Here is a 17,963-nt window from a genome sequence, read left to right on the forward strand (position 1 = left end):
ACCGCGGTTCGCGCGTGCACGCCCCCGCGGCGCGTGGAAGGGTAGGGCCATGATCGAACCGACAACTCACCGGACGGGGCCGCTGTCCCCGCTCCCCGTCCCCAGCGACGACCTCGCCGCCATCGCGCGTGGAACCTTCTACGACCCGCACGCCATCCTCGGAGCCCACCTCGGGGAGGACGGCGTCTCGGTCACGGTCCGGGCCCTGCGCCCCCTCGCGGACGAGGTGTCGATCGTCACGCTCACCGGCGAGTACCCCGCGACGCACGAGCAGGACGGTGTCTGGGTCGCTGTCCTTCCCGCCCCGGACGGCAGCGTCCCCGACTACCGCATCGGTGTCCGGTACGGGGACGAGAGCAGCGTCGTGGACGACCCCTACCGCTTCCTGCCGACCGTCGGGGAGATGGACCAGCACCTCATCCGCGAGGGTCGGCACGAGGAGCTCTGGACGGTTCTGGGCGCCAACGTCAAGACGTATCCGAGCGCCATGGGCGAGGTCCACGGCACGGCGTTCGCCGTGTGGGCACCCAATGCGCGGGCGGTGCGGCTGCTCGGCGACTTCAACTTCTGGAACGGTGCGTCGCACGCGATGCGCGTCCTGGGCTCGACGGGCGTCTGGGAGCTCTTCGTGCCCGGCCTCGTCGAGGGGACACGGTACAAGTTCGAGATCCTCGGTCCCGACGGTTCGTGGCACCAGAAGGCCGACCCGCTCGCCAAGGGCACCGAGGTGCCACCGGCGACCGCCTCCGTCGTCGTCCGCTCGGACTACACGTGGCAGGACGACGAGTGGATCGCCCGGCGCGCAGCGACCGACCCCCACAACCAGGCGATGAGCATCTACGAGGTGCACCTGGGCTCGTGGCGGCAGGGGCTGTCCTACCGCGATCTCGCCGAGCAGCTCACCGCGTACGTGCTCGAGATGGGCTTCACCCACGTCGAGCTCATGCCGGTCGCGGAGCACCCCTTCGGCGGGTCGTGGGGGTACCAGGTCACGTCCTACTACGCACCCACCTCGCGGTTCGGCCACCCCGACGACCTGCGTCATCTCATCGACACCCTCCACCGCGCCGGCATCGGTGTCATCGTCGACTGGGTCCCCGCCCACTTCCCCAAGGACCAGTGGGCGCTCGCACGCTTCGACGGGACGCCCCTCTACGAGCACCCCGACCCCCTGCTGGGCGAGCAGCAGGACTGGGGCACCTACGTGTTCAACTTCGGCCGCGCGGAGGTCCGGAACTTCCTCGTCGCCAACGCCACGTACTGGCTCGAGGAGTTCCACGTCGACGCCCTGCGGGTGGACGCCGTCGCGTCGATGCTCTACCTCGACTACTCCCGCAACCCCGGCCAGTGGCGGCCCAACGTCCACGGCGGGCGCGAGAACCTCGAGGCGATCGCACTGCTCCAGGAGACCAACGCCACGGCGTACCGCCGCAGTCCTGGCGCCATGATCATCGCCGAGGAGTCGACGGCGTGGCCGGGTGTCACCCGCCCGACGAACGCGGGCGGTCTCGGGTTCGGCCTCAAGTGGAACATGGGGTGGATGAACGACACCCTGCGCTACCTCGCGGTTGAGCCGATCAATCGTCGCTACCACCACCACGAGGTGACGTTCTCGATGGTGTACGCGTACTCCGAACAGTTTGTCCTCCCGATCAGTCACGACGAGGTCGTCCACGGCAAGGGTTCGCTCATCGGCAAGATGCCGGGAGACGACTGGCAGCAGCGAGCAGGCGTCCGCGTCCTCTTCGCCTACCAGTGGGCGCACCCGGGCAAGAAGCTGTCGTTCATGGGCAACGAGTTCGCGCAGCGTTCCGAGTGGGCCGAGGCGCGCAGCCTCGACTGGGGCCTGCTGGACACCCCTGAGCACTCCGGCGTCCAGCGCATGGTGCGCGACCTCAACACGGTCTACCGCGAGCACCCGGAGCTCTGGGCGCTCGATCACGACCCGGCCGGGTTCGAGTGGCTCGACGCCAACGATGCCGACCACAACGTCCTGTCGTTCCTGCGCAAGGACGCGGAGGGCCGGGTCATGGCCGTCGTCGTGAACTTCGCGGGCTCACCGCACGAGGGCTACCGTGTCGCCCTCCCGGCGGGCGGGGTGTGGCGCGAGGTGCTCAACACGGACGCGCACGAGTACGGCGGCTCGGGCGTCGGCAACCTCGGTGCCGTCGTGTCCGAGCCGGTCCCGGCCTGTGGCCGGCCGTACTCCGCCGCGCTGCGGGTCCCGCCGCTGGGCGCCGTGTTCCTCACACCCGAGGTGACGGAGACGACCCCGGAGACGACGCCGGAGAACGATCGTGGCGTGGTCGGTGTCGCGGACCGTGCCGCAGCAGGAGCCAGCGCCGCTCCTGACCTCACCGGCACGGACTGACAGCCGCGCCCGTTCTCGACGGGCCCCTGAGCACGACGACGGCGTCCCTCCTCGGAGGGACGCCGTCGTCGTGTCCAGGCAGGCGACCGTCGCTGTCGACGGCCTCCCTCAGTAGAGCGCGTTCGTCAGCGCCCGGCGTGCGGGACCGACCCGCGGGTCCTGTGGGCCGAGCAGGTCGAAGTACTCGACGAGCCTGCGGCGCAGGACCTCCCGGTCGGGGGCATCAGGCACGAGCTCGATCAGTCTGCTCAGTGCGTCCTCGACCTTGCCGCCGAGCAGGTCGAGGTCAGCGACCGCGAGCTGCGCCTCCACGTCGGTCGGGGCCTCGGCGGCGGCCTTGCGCACGGCCGCGAGGTCCGCGTCCCGGGTGCGCTGGAGCAACCGCACCTGTGCGAGACCGGCGGTCGCGAGGTGGTCCCGCGGGTCCTCCTTCAGTGCCTGCTCGTACGCTGCGGCTGCCGTGTCGAGGTCGTCGGCCTCGATCGCGTCGTACGCAGCCTGGTGGAGCGGCGGGAGCTCGGGCTCCGCTTCGGGCAGGGCGTCGGCCTCGCCGGGACCCGCCGCGAGGACACCGGTGATGCCGTTCGCCTGGGCGGCCTCGAGCACCTGGTCGAGGACTGCCCGGATCTGGTCGCGTTCAGCCGTGCCCTGGAACAACGGCATCGGCTGCTGGGCGAGGATCGCGACGACCGTCGGGAACGCCTGGAGCTGGAAGGCCTGGGCGATCTGCGGGTACGCGGTCACGTCGATGCGTGCGAGGAGGAACCGTCCGGCGAAGTCCTCCGCCAGAGCGGCGAGGTCCGTCGCGAGGCGGGCGTTGTCGGCGTCCGTCGGCAACCACAGGAGCGCGACGACCGGAACCTTCGCCGACTGCTGGACGAGCGACGGGAACGTCTCGTCGGTGACGTCGACGACGAACCCGCCCGCTGCCGGCGCGCCACCGGGAGCCCCGGGCGGCGGAGCGGTGGGCCGGCCGAGCGATGACAGGTCCACCGCGCCGCGCACGTCGAACTGGCCGCCGGGGGCTCCTGGAAGACTCATTGTTCCTACTTTCCGTGGATGAGAGGGTCGACCGCTACGGCACAGAGGCCGAGGTCGTCAGAAGCTCGCTCCCGACGACCGCTACCGGATCCACCGATCCGGTAGGCGGTATGCGGATGCCGACGAGCCCCGTCCGGCCCGTCGTCAGGGAGTTGGCCGCCGCGGCGCCGCCGGTGAAGGCACCCTCCGTCGCCGACGGCGGCACGGTCGCGCCGACCTCGCCGGCGAGCGTCTCGATGGACGTGACCTTCGCGACGACGAGGGCGCCGCCGTCGGCGGTGCGCAGCGCACGCGCCTCGCCTGCAGGAGCAGAGAACGTCAGGGTGTACGTGCCGGCGATGACGGCGGCGGACTCCTGACGACCTGCCCGCAGCGTGGTGATCTGTTCGCGCAGCGGGTCGACGGCGAAGGACGCGGCGTACGCAGACGCGTCCCCGGCGTTGAGCACGTCCACGTACTGCTGGACGACCTCCGCCGGGGACACGACGAGCGTCGCTGCCTCGTCGAGGGGCACCTCCGGGGACCCGACGTCTGCTGCGGCGAACTCGGGCAGGGTGACGCCAGGGAAAAGGCGCAACCATCCCCACAGCTTGTAGTTCTCCCGGGGTCCCGCCTGCTGTGTCACGAGCAGCCGCTCGGTCTGCAGGTTCTGCGGTCGCTCGCTCACCGCGAACGCGGTCCGCGGCCACTGGGGGGTCGTCGGCACCATGTACGACTGGACGTTGAGGGGGAGCTCGGTGATCGCGTCGACGGACCCGCGCGCGGCCGCGACGGTCAGCTCGGCGGCGCGCAGCTCGCGGGCGGGGCCGGTCAGCCGGGCGTCGAGGACCGCCGGGTCGAGCGTCTCCTGGGCGGCCGCCAGCACCTCCCCGATCTCGGCGTAGACGTCCGCGCTCTGCTCGACGCTCAGTGCGGGCCGTGCCTCGGTGACCTCGCCCACGACGAACGTGGGCAGCTCCGGTGCGCATCCGGTGACGAGGAGCAGGCCGATCCCGGCGACCAGGGCAGAGCGTGCAGGGCGTGCAGGGCGTGCAAGGCGTCGCATCACTGTCCTCCCTCCCGTCGGTCGGTGTCGTCCGTGGCGCCTTTCGACGTCGGTCCCGGGTCCTCGTCGGCGACGGGGCGGACCCCCCATGCCTGGCGCCATCCGCCCCCTGAAGTGGAGGCTGTGCCCTCGGGTAGCCAGATCCGGCGGTTCGGGTCGACCTCCGGCTCGGCCGGCACCGCCTCCGGAGCCAGCCGGGGGACCTGTGGGGCCGGGACGACGGGGATCGTCCCGGTGCGTGGCCACGGTCTCTTGGCGCGCTTGGCCGCCCGCTCGGCCTCCTCCCGCTCGATCCGGTCGCGCTCGGCCCTCTCGCGCAGCTCGCGCCGGGTGAGCGGGCCGTCGGGGGTGCGGGGCGCGTCCGAACCGGCCACCGGATCGCTCTTAGGTGAAGGTGCCGCGACCGCGCGCTGAGCCGGCGACGCCGGGCTCGGTCCGTGGCCGGGCCCGCCCGGCTCCGGCGACGTACCGGGCTTGGCCGCTCCGCGGTCGGTGGATCCGGGCTGGGTGGATCCAGGCTGGGTGGATCCGGGCTGGGTCGATCCAGACGTCGTCGCGCCAGGCTTCGTCGCGCCAGGCTTCGTCGCGCCTCGTTGAGTGATGGTGCCCGCGCCTCCGCTCGCACCGCCCCTCGTCCCGGTCCCGTCGCCTGCACGCTCACGACGCCCGCGCAGGAACCACACCGCACCGAGCGCGAGCCCAGCGACGACGAGGAGCGCCCCGACGACGACACCGGGCCACATCCACGGTGTCGTCACGGTCCGGGACCACGTGAGCTCCAGCACGGGAGTCTCGGGTGAGTCCCCGACGCTCGCCACGAGCAGGATCTCGTCGTCGGACGACGCGTCCCACTCGAGCGTCGCGGATCCGGTCCCGGAGGTCTCGGCGACCCACATGTCCGACCCCTGGGGGTCGGGAGCAGGCACCGCCTCGTCCTGCACCTCGCCCTCGGTGGCAGCAGGATCTTCGGGGAGCGGTTGCTCGCTCGGGTCCGCCGTCGCATCGGTCGCGGGCTCCGGCTCGGCCAGCTCCGAGTCCAACGTCTCCCAGTCGCTCGCCCCCGTGACGACAAGAGCCTCGTCCGTCCCGATCCAGCCGGTGACGTCCAGCGGGTGGCCCATCGCCAGGACGACGGTGTCGTCGTCCCCGGCGACGGCTCGGATGCTCACGGCGTCGTCGACAAGACCCAGCAGGCCCGGCTCGGTCCGCAGAAGGGTCACGTCCTCCTGCGACCCGGTCCGCAGCGTGACGGAGTCGCTCGCGCGCCAGACGGTGCCGGACGCGACACCGAGACCGGCGACGAGCAGCCCGAGCACGACCAGGACGGCTGGCACGATCTTGTGCAGCACAGATGAATCCCTTCGAGGGTGGAAAATCCAGCCTAACGCGGGTGCGCGCACAGCACGCGGCCATCCCGGCCTCCGTGCACGCGATCGGGCGCTCTGGTGGGCGCGGAGCGGATACGCTGGTCGTGCGGGCCGATCGTCCCGGACGGCACCCCGTCAGGACTCATTCCCGCACCTGACTCTCGTCCTGTGCTCGGCGGAGCATGCCCGATCCTCACCACGGAGGCCTGTTGTGTCCGACGATCGTCCGATCTTCCCTGTCGTCATGCGCGGCTATGACCGTTCCCAGGTCGATGGGCGCCTGCGGTCGCTCGAGGCTGCACTGACCGAGGCCCGGACCAGGGCGGACGCGCTGGACCGCCAGGCCACGCAGACGGCGGCGGCGCTCGCCGAAGCACAGGAGAAGCTGCGGGAGACCGAGCGGCCCTCGTACGCCGGGCTCGGTTCACGGATCGAGCAGCTCATGCGGTCCGCCGAGGAGCAGTCGACCGACGTCATGGCCCAGGCAGAGGCCCAGGCGGAGGAGACGCTCGGCCGGGCCCGACTCACGGCGGGCCAGATGAAGGCGCGCGCCGAGAACGAGGTGGCTGAGCTGCTCGCCGCGGCGCGCCGCGAGGCCGAGGAGGTCCGGTCGGCCGCCGCCAACGAGGCCGACACGGCGATCACGTCCGCGGAGCGTCGTGCTGAGGAGCTCGTCGGGTCGGCCGAGCGTGAGGCGGCCCGTATCCGGACGTCCATCGCGACCGAGGAGACCGAACGCCGCACCGCGCTCGAGCGCGAGCTCGGCACCCTGCGGGCCACGACGGAGCGTGAGGTCACCGAGCTTCGCGTCACCACGGAGCGCGACGCGGAGGAGCTGCGGTCGACGACCCTCGCGACGACCACGACCCAGCGCGAGGAGGCCGAGCGGTACGCGACCGACCTCCGCCAGCGGGCCGAGGCCGAGACTGCCGAGCTCCGGCACACCACGCAGGCGCAGACGGCCGCACTGCGGAGCGAGACCGAGGAGTTCGCGGCCACGCTGCGCACCACGACCGTGCGCGAGACGGACGAGCTGCGGCAGCAGACCGAGTCCGACGCGGCCTCGCTGCGCGCGGTGGTCCAGCAGGAGGTGGACGCGCGCCGGGCCGAGCTCGACCGGGAGCTCGCGACCCACCGCCAGACCACGGAGAACGAGATCGCGGCGCTGCGCACCGGCGTCGAGCAGGAGCTCGAGGCGCGACGTCTCCAGCAGGAGCACGACCTCGCCGAGCTGCGCACGACCACCGAGCGCACGACGAGCGAGCAGCTCGTCTCCGCGAACCTCGAGGCGACGCACCTCGTGGAGACGGCCACCCGTGAGGCGAACGATCTGCGCGAGAGCGCCCAGCGGGAGACGGCCGAGCTGCGGTCGACCACGGAGCGGGAGACGACGGAGCTGCGGGAGCGCACGACGATCGAGACCGACGCCCTGCGTTCCCAGGCCCAGCGGGAGGCGACGGACCTCGTCGCCGCTGCCCGGGCGGAAGCGACGCGGCTCCTCGACGAGGCGCGCGAGACCCTTGCTGCAGCGCAGCTCGAGATCGCCGCGAAGCACGAGCAGGCCCAGCTGGCCGACACCGAGCTGCACGCGCGCACGCGCGCCGAGACCGACAAGCTGCTCGGCGACGCCGAGCGGCACGCGGCGGAGGCCGAGAAGCGCGCGGCCGACGCCCTCGCCCAGTTCGAGCAGATCCGCAAGGACTCCGACGCGCACGCGAAGGAGACGGCGGAGACGGCACGCCGGGCGGCGGCGGCGATGACGTCCGCCGCGCGTGAGCAGGCCGACGAGGTGCTGGCCGACGCTCTCATCGAGGCGGAGCGCGAGCGCAGCAACGCCCAGCGGCAGGTCGACGAGCTCAACCGGCAGCGTGAGTCCATCTCGACGTACCTCGACGAGCTCCGGGCACTGCTCGGTGCGGAAGCCATCCCGAGCGCGGAGACCTTGGAGAAGGCAGCGGCCGCGGAGGAGTCGTTCGTCGCGGCAACGACATCGACGGACGAGCCGGTCGCGGACACGTCCGACCAGGAACCCGTGGCCAAGGCGACCCCGCGGAAGGCGAAGTCCAAGCGCCCCGCGCCCCTCGCAGCGGCAGGGACGCCTGCCCAGCAGGCGCGCAAGGCGGCGTCCGGCAAGGCCGGACCGGTCACGAAGACCCCCGCGCCCGCCCCGCGTCCGGGCACCGCGGTGGCAGCACCCGAGCGCGACGACGCCAGCGCGTCGAGCGGGCCCGCCCCGGTGCCGGCGCCGCCCACGCCCGTGCCTGCGCCGCCCGCCGCCGATACGGACAGCACCCCTGGCGACAGCATCGCGAAGGACAGCACCGAGACAGGCAGCACCGGGACGGCGAGCACCGATGTGACGGGCACCGAGGCGACGGGCACCGAGGCCGAGGGTTCTCGCACCGACGGCGCGCTTGAGTCGTCTCAGTCCGGCGATGCCCCGGCCGGTCCCGCCGCGGCGGACCGCTGACCCGGACGGGGCACGCGTGAGCGAACCTGGAGCATCCGCTGCAGCGTGGCGGGAGGAGCGGTCCCGCAACGCCGCCCACCAGGCGGCCGAGCTCGAGCGTCGACGCGCAGCGAGCACGCAGGAGGCACGCAAGCTCATCGCGCGGTTCGTCACCGAGGCCCGCAGAGCCGGCGTCCCGACGGAACGCTTCGTCGCGCGCAGCTACGACGGCCGCTCGACGTACCGCACCCACCTCGAGGGCTGGTACCTCCGCCGTAACCGCAGCGTCGGGATCGGGACGGACGGGGAGTTCTACGTGCTCACCGTCCCGGCCTCGCTCGCGGCGCGGTTCCGCGGCGCGCAGCTCGTCCCGTCCGATCCCCCGCTCGTCCTCGGCCAAGGGGCGCGCGACGGAGAGTCGATCGACCTCCGGGAGGCTCTCGACCGCGCGCTGCGCGGGGGTTCAGACGCCTGACTCACCGTGCCGGGTCGCGCCCGTCGTCGCCGCTGACCATGTGGACCGCCCGTTCCAGGACGAGCGCGACCGCCGCCGGCGACTCGACCGGGCTCATGTGCCCCGCGCCCGGGACAGTCACCACGGGGGCGCCACCGAGTGCGGCGGCCATGTGCTCGGCGTCCACGAGCGGCGTGATCTCGTCCTCCTCCCCCACGACCACGGCCGCGTGACCCGAGAACTCCTCGAGCACCGAGGTGCGGTCAGGGCGCGCCGCCATCGCTCGCTGGGACCACGCGACACCAGCGACGGGCTGCGACCCGATCCATCCCTCGAGCAGCTGGACGAGCTCCGGGCGCTGCGCCCGGGTCGTCGCACCGAGGGTCGCGCTCGCCATCCCGAGCACGGGGACGACGTCGTCAAGCGTCTCGACGTCCGTCGCGATCCGCAGCCGGTTGGCGCGCGCCGGCGCAGCATCAGCAGTCGCCTTGGTGTCGACGAGCACCAGTCCCCGGACGAGCCCCGGGTGGCGCTCGAGGAGGGCGAGCGCCACGTACCCGCCCATCGAGAGTCCGGTCACGACGACGGGTCCAGGTGGGAGGTTCGCGATCACCGCAGCGACGGCGTCGGCGCTGCGGTCCAGGGACGGCCCGGCCGCCGCGTCGTCCGATCCGGCGAGCGGCACCGACGCGCCGAGGAACGGCAGGTCCGGCGCCACCACGGTCATGTCCGACGTGAGGTGGGCGGCGACCTCGTCCCACATCCGGTGGTCGAGCGGGAAGCCGTGCAGCAGGACGAGCGACGGCTCACCCGGCTCTGCGGTGCGGTAGGTGTGCACAGCGAGCGTGTCCATCGCAGTCCCCTCGGGTCGGTGGCCGGTCATCGGGCCGTGGTCCAGCAGTGCGTGTGCCAGTGGCGCCGGTCGGCGAGTGCTGCCTGCGCCCCGAACAACGAGTCGTTGGCCCAGGCGACGACGTGCGCGGTACCCGGAGCGATCTCCCCGTAGCAGCCCGGGCAGCGGTACGCCTTCTCTCCCGCCCGGACCGGCTGCACCGTCCATTCCTCACCCCGGCGGATCTCGGTCCGCCGGCCGCCGGTCAACCGCTCCACAGCCAGGGGCGTGTGCTCCTGGGAGTAGGGACGGCGCGAGGACCGGCGGGACGAGGGCATCCTTCATTGTCACCGCTCGATCCGGCCCGGCGCACATCCCGGCACGAACCGTGCGCGGCCCAGCCCTCGTCCAGGCTCGGGCGCTACAGTGGCGGGGCCCCGCGGCCCGGCCGCTCGGAATCCATCGAAGGACAGACCTCTTGAAGCACCGCACTGCTCGCTCACTGACCGCGATCACCATCGGAGCCGCGCTCGCACTCGCGGGCTGCAGCTCCGACGAGGAGGCTTCCCCCTCACCGAGCGAGTCGAGCTCGGAGGTCGCCGAGCCCACGGAGGAGGACATCGCCGCTGTGGAGGCCATCACCCTGACGGGTGAGCCGGGCACCGAGCCGACCATCGAGCTGGAGCCTCCGGTGAGCGTGAGCGCTCAGGTCGTGCGGGTCGTCACCGAGGGCACCGGCGCCGAGCTCGACGGGACGGCCTGGGTCAGGTGGACCTCCGTCCTCGGCTCGACCGGTGAGTCGGCCGGGTCCTCGTGGGACGCGCAGCCCCAGGAGCTGGCCTACTCCGGCGCGATGCCGGGTGACACGCTCGCGGAGGCGCTCGCTACGCAGAAGGTCGGCGCACAGCTGCTCCTCGCGGCCCCGGGCCCCGAGGAGGGCGAGACTCTCGTCACCGCCCTCGAGATCGTCGAGCCGCTGCCCCCGATGACGGTCGGGGAAGGAATGCCGAGCGTGACGTTCGACGACGCGGGCGTCCCCTCCATCGCTCTGCAGCCCGGCTTCCGCGGGCCGGACGAGCTCATCGTCCAGGTCCTCACCGAGGGCACGGGACCGGTCATCGAGAGCGGCCAGAACGCGACGTTCAACTACTCCGGCTGGGCTGTGTCCACCGGTGAGAAGTTCGACTCGTCGTACGACAAGGGCGAGCCCTTCACCACCGCGATCGGCACCGGCGCCGTCATCCCCGGGTGGGACCAGGGCATCGTCGGGCAGCCCGTCGGGACGAAGCTGCTCCTCGTCATCCCGAAGGAGCTGGCGTACGGCGGCTCGGCCAACCCGCTGGCGAACGAGGACCTCGCATTCGTCGTCGAGATCCTCGCCGCCGAGTAGCCCTCCGCGCGGCTCTCGACCCCGCAGAGCTCCGGCACCGCACAGGCCCCGGTCCCACCTCCCCCGGTGGACCGGGGCCTGTGTGCGTGTCCGACGACCCCGAGCGGGTGGGTGAGCGGGCGATGCTCTTGACGGCGCCAGCGCCCAGGTTGGACCCTGAAGGTCCACGGCCGGAGGCACTCATGGGCAAGCTCATCTACGCAGCCAACACCTCGCTCGACGGGTACCTCGAGGACGAGACGGGCTCGTTCGACTACTCGGTGCCGGACGACGAGGTCCACGCCTTCTGGAACGAGCACGAGCGGAACGTCGGCACGTCGCTCTACGGCCGCCGGATGTACGAGACGATGCGCGTCTGGCAGGACGACGACTGGCTCGCCGACGCTCCCGCGGTCGTCCGCGAGTACGCGGAGGTCTGGCGCGATGCCGACAAGGTCGTCTACTCCACGACCCTCGACGAGGTGTCGACCCCGCGGACGAGGCTGGAGCGGCGCTTCGAGCCCGCGCAGGTGCACGAGCTCAAGGATGCGTCTCCCGCGGACGTGAGCATCGGCGGAGCGACCATCGGCGCCCAGGCGTTCCGGCACGGGTTGGTCGACGAGTGCGTGCTCGTCCTGTGTCCCGTGGTCCTGGGTGGCGGCAAGCCGGCGCTGCCGCGCGGCATGCGGCTCGACCTCGAGCTGCTCGACCACCGACGCTTCGGCTCGGGTGCGATCGCTGTGCGTTACGCGGTACGCACCACGCCGTGACCCACCACGAAGTGACCCATCACGAACGACGCCGACGCTCCGAGGGGTCGGAACGTCGGCGTCAGGACAGCGGGGCCACGGCTGCGGTCAGAACTCCCAGTCCTCGTCCTCGGTGTTCACGGCCTTGCCGATGACGTAGGAGGACCCGGAGCCGGAGAAGAAGTCGTGGTTCTCGTCGGCGTTGGGGCTCAGGGCGGAGAGGATCGCCGGGTTGACGTCCGTCTCGTCCTTGGGGAACAGCGCCTCGTATCCGAGGTTCATGAGCGCCTTGTTCGCGTTGTAGCGCAGGAACTTCTTCACGTCCTCCGTAAGACCGACGCCGTCGTAGAGGTCCGCGGTGTACTGCACCTCGTTCTCGTAGAGCTCGAAGAGCAGCTCGAAGGTGTACCCCTTCATCTCCTCGCGCTCGGCTGGGCTGAGCTTCTCGAGGCCCTTCTGGTACTTGTAGCCGATGTAGTACCCGTGCACGGCCTCGTCGCGGATGATGAGGCGGATGAGGTCGGCCGTGTTCGTGAGCTTCGCGCGGCTGGACCAGTACATCGGCAGGTAGAAGCCGGAGTAGAAGAGGAAGGACTCGAGCAGCGTCGAGGCGACCTTCCGCTTGAGCGGCGAGTCGCCGTGGTAGTAGCTGAGGACGATCTCCGCCTTGCGCTGGAGGTTGACGTTCTCTTCCGACCACCGGAAGGCGTCGTCGATCTCCTGGGTCGAGATGAGCGTGGAGAAGATCGACGAGTAGCTCTTCGCATGGACCGACTCCATGAACGCGATGTTCGTGTAGACGGCCTCCTCGTGCGGGGTGATCGCGTCGGGGATGAGGCTCACGGCGCCCACCGTGCCCTGGATCGTGTCGAGGAGCGTCAGCCCCGTGAACACCCGGGTCGTCAGCTCCTTCTCCGCCGGCGTGAGCGTCGCCCACGACTGGATGTCGTTCGACACCGGGACCTTCTCGGGCAGCCAGAAGTTGCCGACGAGCCGGTCCCACACCTCGGCGTCCTTGTCGTCCTCGACGCGGTTCCAGTTGATCGCCGACACGCGGCTGATCAGCTTGAGCTTTCCGGTGGACATTCCTGCACTCCCTCTCCTGCCACGAGGCAGGATCCTGTGGAACTTCGAGCGACACGCACGCACCTGGAGCGGGTCGGGTCTGTGATCGTGGTGGGCCTGGCAGGCCCCGCAGCGGCCCGGCGATCACAAGACCCGGTCCGCGGAAGGTGCCGCCCGGCGCGAACCGGGCGACATCACCTCACAGCATGCAGGAGACGCAGCCCTCGACCTCGGTGCCCTCGAGCGCCAGCTGGCGCAGGCGGATGTAGTAGAGCGTCTTGATGCCCTTGCGCCACGCGTAGATCTGGGCGCGGTTGACGTCGCGGGTGGTCGCGGTGTCCTTGAAGAAGAGCGTGAGGGACAGGCCCTGGTCCACGTGCTGCGTCGCCGCGGCGTACGTGTCGATGATCTTCTCGTAGCCGATCTCGTACGCGTCCTGGTAGTACTCGAGGTTGTCGTTCGTCAGGTAGGGCGCCGGGTAGTAGACGCGCCCGATCTTGCCCTCCTTGCGGATTTCGATCTTCGAGGCCACCGGGTGGATCGACGACGTGGAGTTGTTGATGTAGGAGATCGATCCGGTCGGCGGGACCGCCTGGAGGTTCTGGTTGTAGATCCCGTGCGCCATGACGGACGCCTTGAGCGCCCGCCAGTCGTCCTGCGTCGGGATGGCGACACCGGACTGTGCGAACAGCTCGCGGACCCGCTCCGTGGCCGGAGCCCACACCTGCTCCGTGTACTTGTCGAAGTACTCCCCCGTCGCATACTTCGAGTCCTCGAAGCCGCCGAACGCCCGGCCCCGCTCGATCGCGAGCCGGTTCGAGGCAGCGATCGCGTGGAACGCCACGGTGTAGAAGTACATGTTCGTGAAGTCGATGCCCTCGTCGGAGCCGTAGAAGACGCGCTCGCGGGCGAGGTACCCGTGCAGGTTCATCTGGCCCAGGCCGATCGCGTGCCCGAGGTCGTTGGCGTGCCGGACGGAGGGCACCGAGTCGATGCTCGTCTGGTCCGAGACGGACGTCAGGGCACGGATCGCGGTGTCGATCGTCTTCGCGAAGTCCGGGGAGTCCATCGCCTTGGCGATGTTCATGGAACCGAGGTTGCAGGAGATGTCCCGTCCCACGTGCTCGTAGGAGAGGTCTGCGTTGTACGTCGACGGCGTCGACACCTGGAGGATCTCGGAGCACAGGTTCGAGTGCGTGATCTTGCCCTTGATCGGGTTCGCCGCATTGACGGTGTCCTCGAACATCACGTACGGGTAGCCGGACTCGAACTGCAGCTCCGCGAGGGTCTGGAAGAACTCGCGGGCCTTGATCTTCGTCTTGCGGATGCGCCCGTCGTCGACCATCTCGTGGTACTTCTCGCTCACGGAGACGTCGGCGAACGGCACGCCGTAGATCCGCTCGACGTCGTACGGCGAGAAGAGGTACATGTCCTCGTTCTTGCGCGCGAGCTCGAACGTGATGTCGGGGATGACGACGCCGAGGGACAACGTCTTGATGCGGATCTTCTCGTCGGCGTTCTCGCGCTTGGTGTCGAGGAACCGCATGATGTCCGGGTGGTGGGCGTGCAGGTACACCGCTCCGGCGCCCTGGCGGGCACCGAGCTGGTTGGCGTAGGAGAACGAGTCCTCGAGCAGCTTCATCACGGGGATGACCCCGGACGACTGGTTCTCGATGTGCTTGATGGGCGCACCGTGCTCACGGATGTTGCTCAGCAGGAGCGCCACGCCGCCACCGCGCTTGGACAGCTGCAGCGCGGAGTTGATCCCGCGGGCGATCGACTCCATGTTGTCCTCGATGCGCAGGAGGAAGCAGGAGACTGCCTCGCCGCGCTGGGCCTTGCCGGCGTTGAGGAACGTGGGGGTCGCCGGCTGGAAACGTCCGGAGATGATCTCCTCGACGAGGTCCACGGCCTGCTTCTCGTCGCCGTCGGCGAGCGAGAGGGCGACCATGCAGACGCGGTCCTCGAACCGCTCGAGGTACCGCTTCCCGTCGAACGTCTTGAGCGTGTACGAGGTGTAGTACTTGAACGCACCGAGGAACGTCTCGAACCGGAACTTCTTCGAGAACGCGAAGTCGAAGAGCGACGTGATGAACGTGCGGTCGTACTTCGCCAGGACCGCCGGGTCGTAGTACTTGTTCTCGACGAGGTAGTCGAGCTTCTCGTCGAGGCTGTGGAAGAAGACGGTGTTCTGGTTGACGTGCTGGAGGAAGTACTGACGGGCGGCCTGTCGGTCCTTGTCGAACTGGATCTCACCGTCCGGGCCGTAGAGGTTGAGCATCGCGTTCAACGCGTGGTAATCGAGCTCGGTCTCTACGCCGGGACCTGTGACTGTCGTTGCCAAAATTGAGCCAATCCGTCGCGGACGCGCTGGACGTCCTCGGTCGTTCCAAGGATCTCGAAGCCGTACAGGTACGGAACGTTGCACTTCGAGGAGACGATGTCACCGGCGATGCAGTAGGCCGCTCCGAAGTTGGAGTTGCCTGCGGCGATGACACCGCGGATCAACGAGCGGTTGCGCCCGTCGTTGAGAAACTTCACGACCTGCCGGGGCACAGCACCACCCTCGTTGCCCCCGCCGTAGGTGGGGACGATGAGTACGTAGGGCTGCTCGACGCACAAGAAGCCGTCGGCCGGTCGAAGGGGGATGCGGTGGGCGGGGAGACCGAGCTTCTCGACGAACCGGTGGGTGTTGCCCGAGGCGCTCGAGAAGTACACGAGAGCGGACATGCGCTCCTCGACCTCCTCCGTGGGTGGGGCGTCAGGCGACGGCGGACGAGACCTTCGCTGCGAGGGCGTTGATCTGGTCGGGGCGGAACCCGGACCAGTGCTCGTTGCCGGCGACGACGACCGGGGCCTGGAGGTATCCGAGCCCGCGCACCATCTCGAGGGCCTCGGCGTCCTGGCTGATGTCCACGATCGAGTACTCGATGCCGCGCTTGTCGAGTGCGCGGTAGGTCGCGTCGCACTGCACGCATGCGGGCTTGCTGTAGACCGTGATGCTCATCGTCCGTCTCCTTGGTTCTTGGCCTGACCGGCCTCGTCCGCCACGAGGGCTGCCGCGCCGGATCTTCGTCGACCTCGCGGCCGTGACCTGGGACGACGCCGGTGTAACTACGTCTGTGTCATTCGCTTCGTACGCTTCCGCCGCCGTTCCGGGCTGCGGTGTCCCACCACTATACCTAGGGGTGAGGCGGAAGGTCGACCCCTAGGACTTGTGTGTCGGGGATGCTCGTCACATCTGCACCGACGTGCCTGTGGACGACCGTCCGAGAACTGTGGACGCCTCTCGGGACCTCCTTCCACACCCCCCGCGGGACCTCGCGGCCGAGCTCTCTCCCATGCTCCACCGGGCCACCGACATTGCCGCTGCGCGCCTGCTCAGACGCCGTCGACGCGCCAGCGCACGGCGTCCCGCGGACTCCTCGCGGCGCCCGGGTACGACACGAGGGGCTGTCCACCGGCTGTGTGCACCTCTCGTCCACAGCCGGTGGACAACCCCTCGTCGACCCGGTCCGTCGGGTCCCGCGGGACCGGGTGAAAAGTGCGGGACCTCACGCTCCCGCGTGTCGCGCGACGCCCGTCAGACGTCGTACCGCACGTCGTCGACGGCCGGCAGGCGGTTCGACGTCGCGAGCGACCGGTACCAGAACGCCGAGTCCTTCCAGATCCGCTCGAGCGTGTCGAAGTCGACCCGGATGATGCCGAAACGTCGGTCGTAGCCGTAGCCCCACTCGAAGTTGTCGAGCAGCGACCACGCGAAGTACCCCTGGACGTCGGCACCCGCGTCGATCGCGTCGCCCACCGCAGCGATGTGGTCGTGGAGGTAGGCGACACGACGGTCGTCGTGGACGCGACCGTCCTCGCTCACCTCGTCGGAGAACGCGGCGCCGTTCTCCGTGACCATCATCGGCTGGTCGGGGTAGGCGGCGTGCACGGACAGCAGCAGGTCGCTCATGCCGGCGGGCTCGATGTTCCAGCCCATCGCCGTGTACGGGCCGGGCTGCTGGATGAACTCCACGTCCGTGACGCCGATCCACGGGCTGGCCTTCGAGGCACCGTGGCCGTCGTTCTCGGCCCGCTCGCCCTCGCCCGAGAAGTGCCGCACCTTCACGGTGGAGTAGTAGTTGATCCCGAGCACGTCGAGGGGGATCTTCGTGATCTCGAGGTCACCGTCCTCGACGAACGACCAGTCGCTCACGTGCGCCGTGTCGCTGAGCAGGCCCGCCGGGTAGGCGCCGTCGAGCATCGGGCCGAGGAACGCACCGTTGGCGAGCGCCTCGATCTTGCGCACGGAGTCGAGGTCGGCGGCCGACGTCGGGTCCTCCGGTCGCACGACGTGCAGGTTGAGCGTCACGGAGAGCTTCGCCGCGTCTCCGAGCACCTCACGGATCGCGCGTCCTGCGAGGCCGTGCGCGAGGTTGAGGTGGTGCACCGCCGCGAGGGCGCCCTCCGCGTCCGTCACACCGGGTGCATGCACACCCGAGCCGTACCCGAGGTACGCACTGCACCACGGCTCGTTGAGCGTCGTCCAGACGTCGATCCGCTCGCCGAGCTCCTCGGCCATGCGACGCGCATACTCGGCGAACCTGTACGCCGTCGCACGGTTCGTCCAGCCGCCCTCGTCCTCGAGCTCCTGGGGCAGGTCCCAGTGGTAGAGCGTGACGACCGGCTTGATGCCCGCTTCGAGGAGACCGTCGACGAGACGGGAGTAGAAGGCGATCCCTTCGGGGTTGAAGTCGCCCGACCCGCCCGGCTGGACGCGGGGCCACGAGATCGAGAACCGGTAGGCGCTCAGGCCGAGGTTCTTGATGTGCTCGATGTCCTCGGCCCAGCGGTGGTAGTGGTCGTCGGCGACGTCGCCGGTGTCCCCGTTCATCGTCTTGCCGGGCGTGTGGGAGTAGGTGTCCCAGATGGACGGGCCGCGGCCGCCCTCGGTGGCTCCACCTTCGATCTGGTAGGCGGCCGTGGCGGATCCCCAGACGAAGCCGGGCGGGAACTCCCGCCCGGTCGCTGCTCCGGGGGCATGAGGCGCAGTGCTCATGGGCTGATGACTCCCTCTGTGTTGGTCCTGCTCGATCGTGACGTGGTCCGTGGTTCCTGCAGCCCGGCGACGATGGCCGTGGGAGCGCTCCCGCACTCGACCGCCCGCGCGGTGGGCGTCCCCGAGGAGACTACCTGCCCCGTGCCGTCGACCTCGTGATGCACCTCCTCGTGGACC

Annotated in this window: 15 protein-coding genes; 5 read left to right on the forward strand and 10 right to left on the reverse strand. The window is 70.2% G+C overall.

All coding sequences use genetic code 11. The annotated features are described in order from the left end of the window. Positions 1-49 precede the first annotated feature (49 nt). The gene (gene glgB / locus AC54T1_RS11975; protein WP_496912086.1) at positions 50-2,371 is read left to right on the forward strand and encodes a 1,4-alpha-glucan branching protein GlgB; all 2,322 of its coding nucleotides are present in this window, start codon (positions 50-52) and stop codon (positions 2,369-2,371) included. Positions 2,372-2,479: 108 nt separating this feature from the next. Here the strand turns inward: glgB and AC54T1_RS11980 are convergent, their stop codons facing one another. From AC54T1_RS11980 to AC54T1_RS11990, 3 genes are read right to left on the reverse strand one after another with little or no spacing between them, the layout of a single operon-like run. Next, the gene (locus tag AC54T1_RS11980; protein ID WP_496912087.1) at positions 2,480-3,412 is read right to left on the reverse strand and encodes a co-chaperone YbbN; all 933 of its coding nucleotides are present in this window, start codon (positions 3,410-3,412) and stop codon (positions 2,480-2,482) included. Positions 3,413-3,446: 34 nt separating this feature from the next. Next, positions 3,447-4,457 (reverse strand): DUF8094 domain-containing protein, encoded by a 1,011-nt coding sequence (locus tag AC54T1_RS11985; RefSeq protein ID WP_496912088.1) that lies wholly within the window; start codon positions 4,455-4,457, stop codon positions 3,447-3,449. Further along, complete coding sequence (locus AC54T1_RS11990) at positions 4,457-5,806, reverse strand: hypothetical protein (protein WP_496912089.1); 1,350 nt, start codon at positions 5,804-5,806, stop codon at positions 4,457-4,459. The genes AC54T1_RS11985 and AC54T1_RS11990 overlap by 1 nt, the downstream gene beginning before the upstream one ends. A gap of 262 nt (positions 5,807-6,068) precedes the next feature. Here AC54T1_RS11990 and AC54T1_RS11995 point away from each other — a divergent pair, with 262 nt between their 5' ends. Both AC54T1_RS11995 and AC54T1_RS12000 read left to right on the forward strand, forming a co-directional pair. Next, a complete protein-coding gene (locus AC54T1_RS11995) occupies positions 6,069-8,294 on the forward strand; it encodes a coiled-coil domain-containing protein (protein ID WP_496912090.1) in 2,226 nt (741 codons plus the stop codon). A gap of 16 nt (positions 8,295-8,310) precedes the next feature. After that, positions 8,311-8,748 (forward strand): hypothetical protein, encoded by a 438-nt coding sequence (locus tag AC54T1_RS12000; protein ID WP_496912091.1) that lies wholly within the window; start codon positions 8,311-8,313, stop codon positions 8,746-8,748. A gap of 1 nt (position 8,749) precedes the next feature. Here AC54T1_RS12000 and AC54T1_RS12005 read toward each other — a convergent pair whose 3' ends face one another. Then, positions 8,750-9,580: an alpha/beta fold hydrolase gene (locus tag AC54T1_RS12005; RefSeq protein ID WP_484346031.1), complete on the reverse strand. Its 831-nt coding sequence runs from the start codon at positions 9,578-9,580 to the stop codon at positions 8,750-8,752. A gap of 26 nt (positions 9,581-9,606) precedes the next feature. Further along, a complete protein-coding gene (locus AC54T1_RS12010; RefSeq protein ID WP_484346030.1) occupies positions 9,607-9,897 on the reverse strand; it encodes an Rv1322 family protein in 291 nt (96 codons plus the stop codon). A 140-nt stretch (positions 9,898-10,037) separates the two neighbouring features. On the opposite strand from AC54T1_RS12010, the gene AC54T1_RS12015 reads away from it, so the two are divergent. Then, a complete protein-coding gene (locus AC54T1_RS12015) occupies positions 10,038-10,949 on the forward strand; it encodes an FKBP-type peptidyl-prolyl cis-trans isomerase (protein ID WP_496912092.1) in 912 nt (303 codons plus the stop codon). A 182-nt stretch (positions 10,950-11,131) separates the two neighbouring features. After that, a complete protein-coding gene (locus AC54T1_RS12020; RefSeq protein WP_496912093.1) occupies positions 11,132-11,698 on the forward strand; it encodes a dihydrofolate reductase family protein in 567 nt (188 codons plus the stop codon). A gap of 87 nt (positions 11,699-11,785) precedes the next feature. On the opposite strand, the gene nrdF is transcribed toward AC54T1_RS12020, so the two are convergent. The 5 genes from nrdF to AC54T1_RS12045 form a co-directional block, all read right to left on the reverse strand. Then, positions 11,786-12,763 (reverse strand): class 1b ribonucleoside-diphosphate reductase subunit beta, encoded by a 978-nt coding sequence (gene nrdF / locus AC54T1_RS12025; protein WP_484346027.1) that lies wholly within the window; start codon positions 12,761-12,763, stop codon positions 11,786-11,788. 178 nt (positions 12,764-12,941) lie between these two features. Further along, on the reverse strand, positions 12,942-15,098 hold the full coding sequence (gene nrdE / locus AC54T1_RS12030) for a class 1b ribonucleoside-diphosphate reductase subunit alpha (RefSeq protein ID WP_496912161.1): 2,157 nt from the start codon (positions 15,096-15,098) through the stop codon (positions 12,942-12,944). After that, positions 15,056-15,472 (reverse strand): class Ib ribonucleoside-diphosphate reductase assembly flavoprotein NrdI, encoded by a 417-nt coding sequence (gene nrdI / locus AC54T1_RS12035; RefSeq protein ID WP_484346025.1) that lies wholly within the window; start codon positions 15,470-15,472, stop codon positions 15,056-15,058. Before nrdI ends, nrdE begins: the two co-directional genes overlap by 43 nt. A gap of 31 nt (positions 15,473-15,503) precedes the next feature. Next, on the reverse strand, positions 15,504-15,749 hold the full coding sequence (nrdH, locus tag AC54T1_RS12040; protein ID WP_484346024.1) for a glutaredoxin-like protein NrdH: 246 nt from the start codon (positions 15,747-15,749) through the stop codon (positions 15,504-15,506). 576 nt (positions 15,750-16,325) lie between these two features. Next, the gene (locus AC54T1_RS12045) at positions 16,326-17,786 is read right to left on the reverse strand and encodes a GH1 family beta-glucosidase (protein WP_496912094.1); all 1,461 of its coding nucleotides are present in this window, start codon (positions 17,784-17,786) and stop codon (positions 16,326-16,328) included. Positions 17,787-17,963: the final 177 nt, after the last annotated feature.

The organism is Sanguibacter sp. Z41_6 (assembly GCF_059621145.1).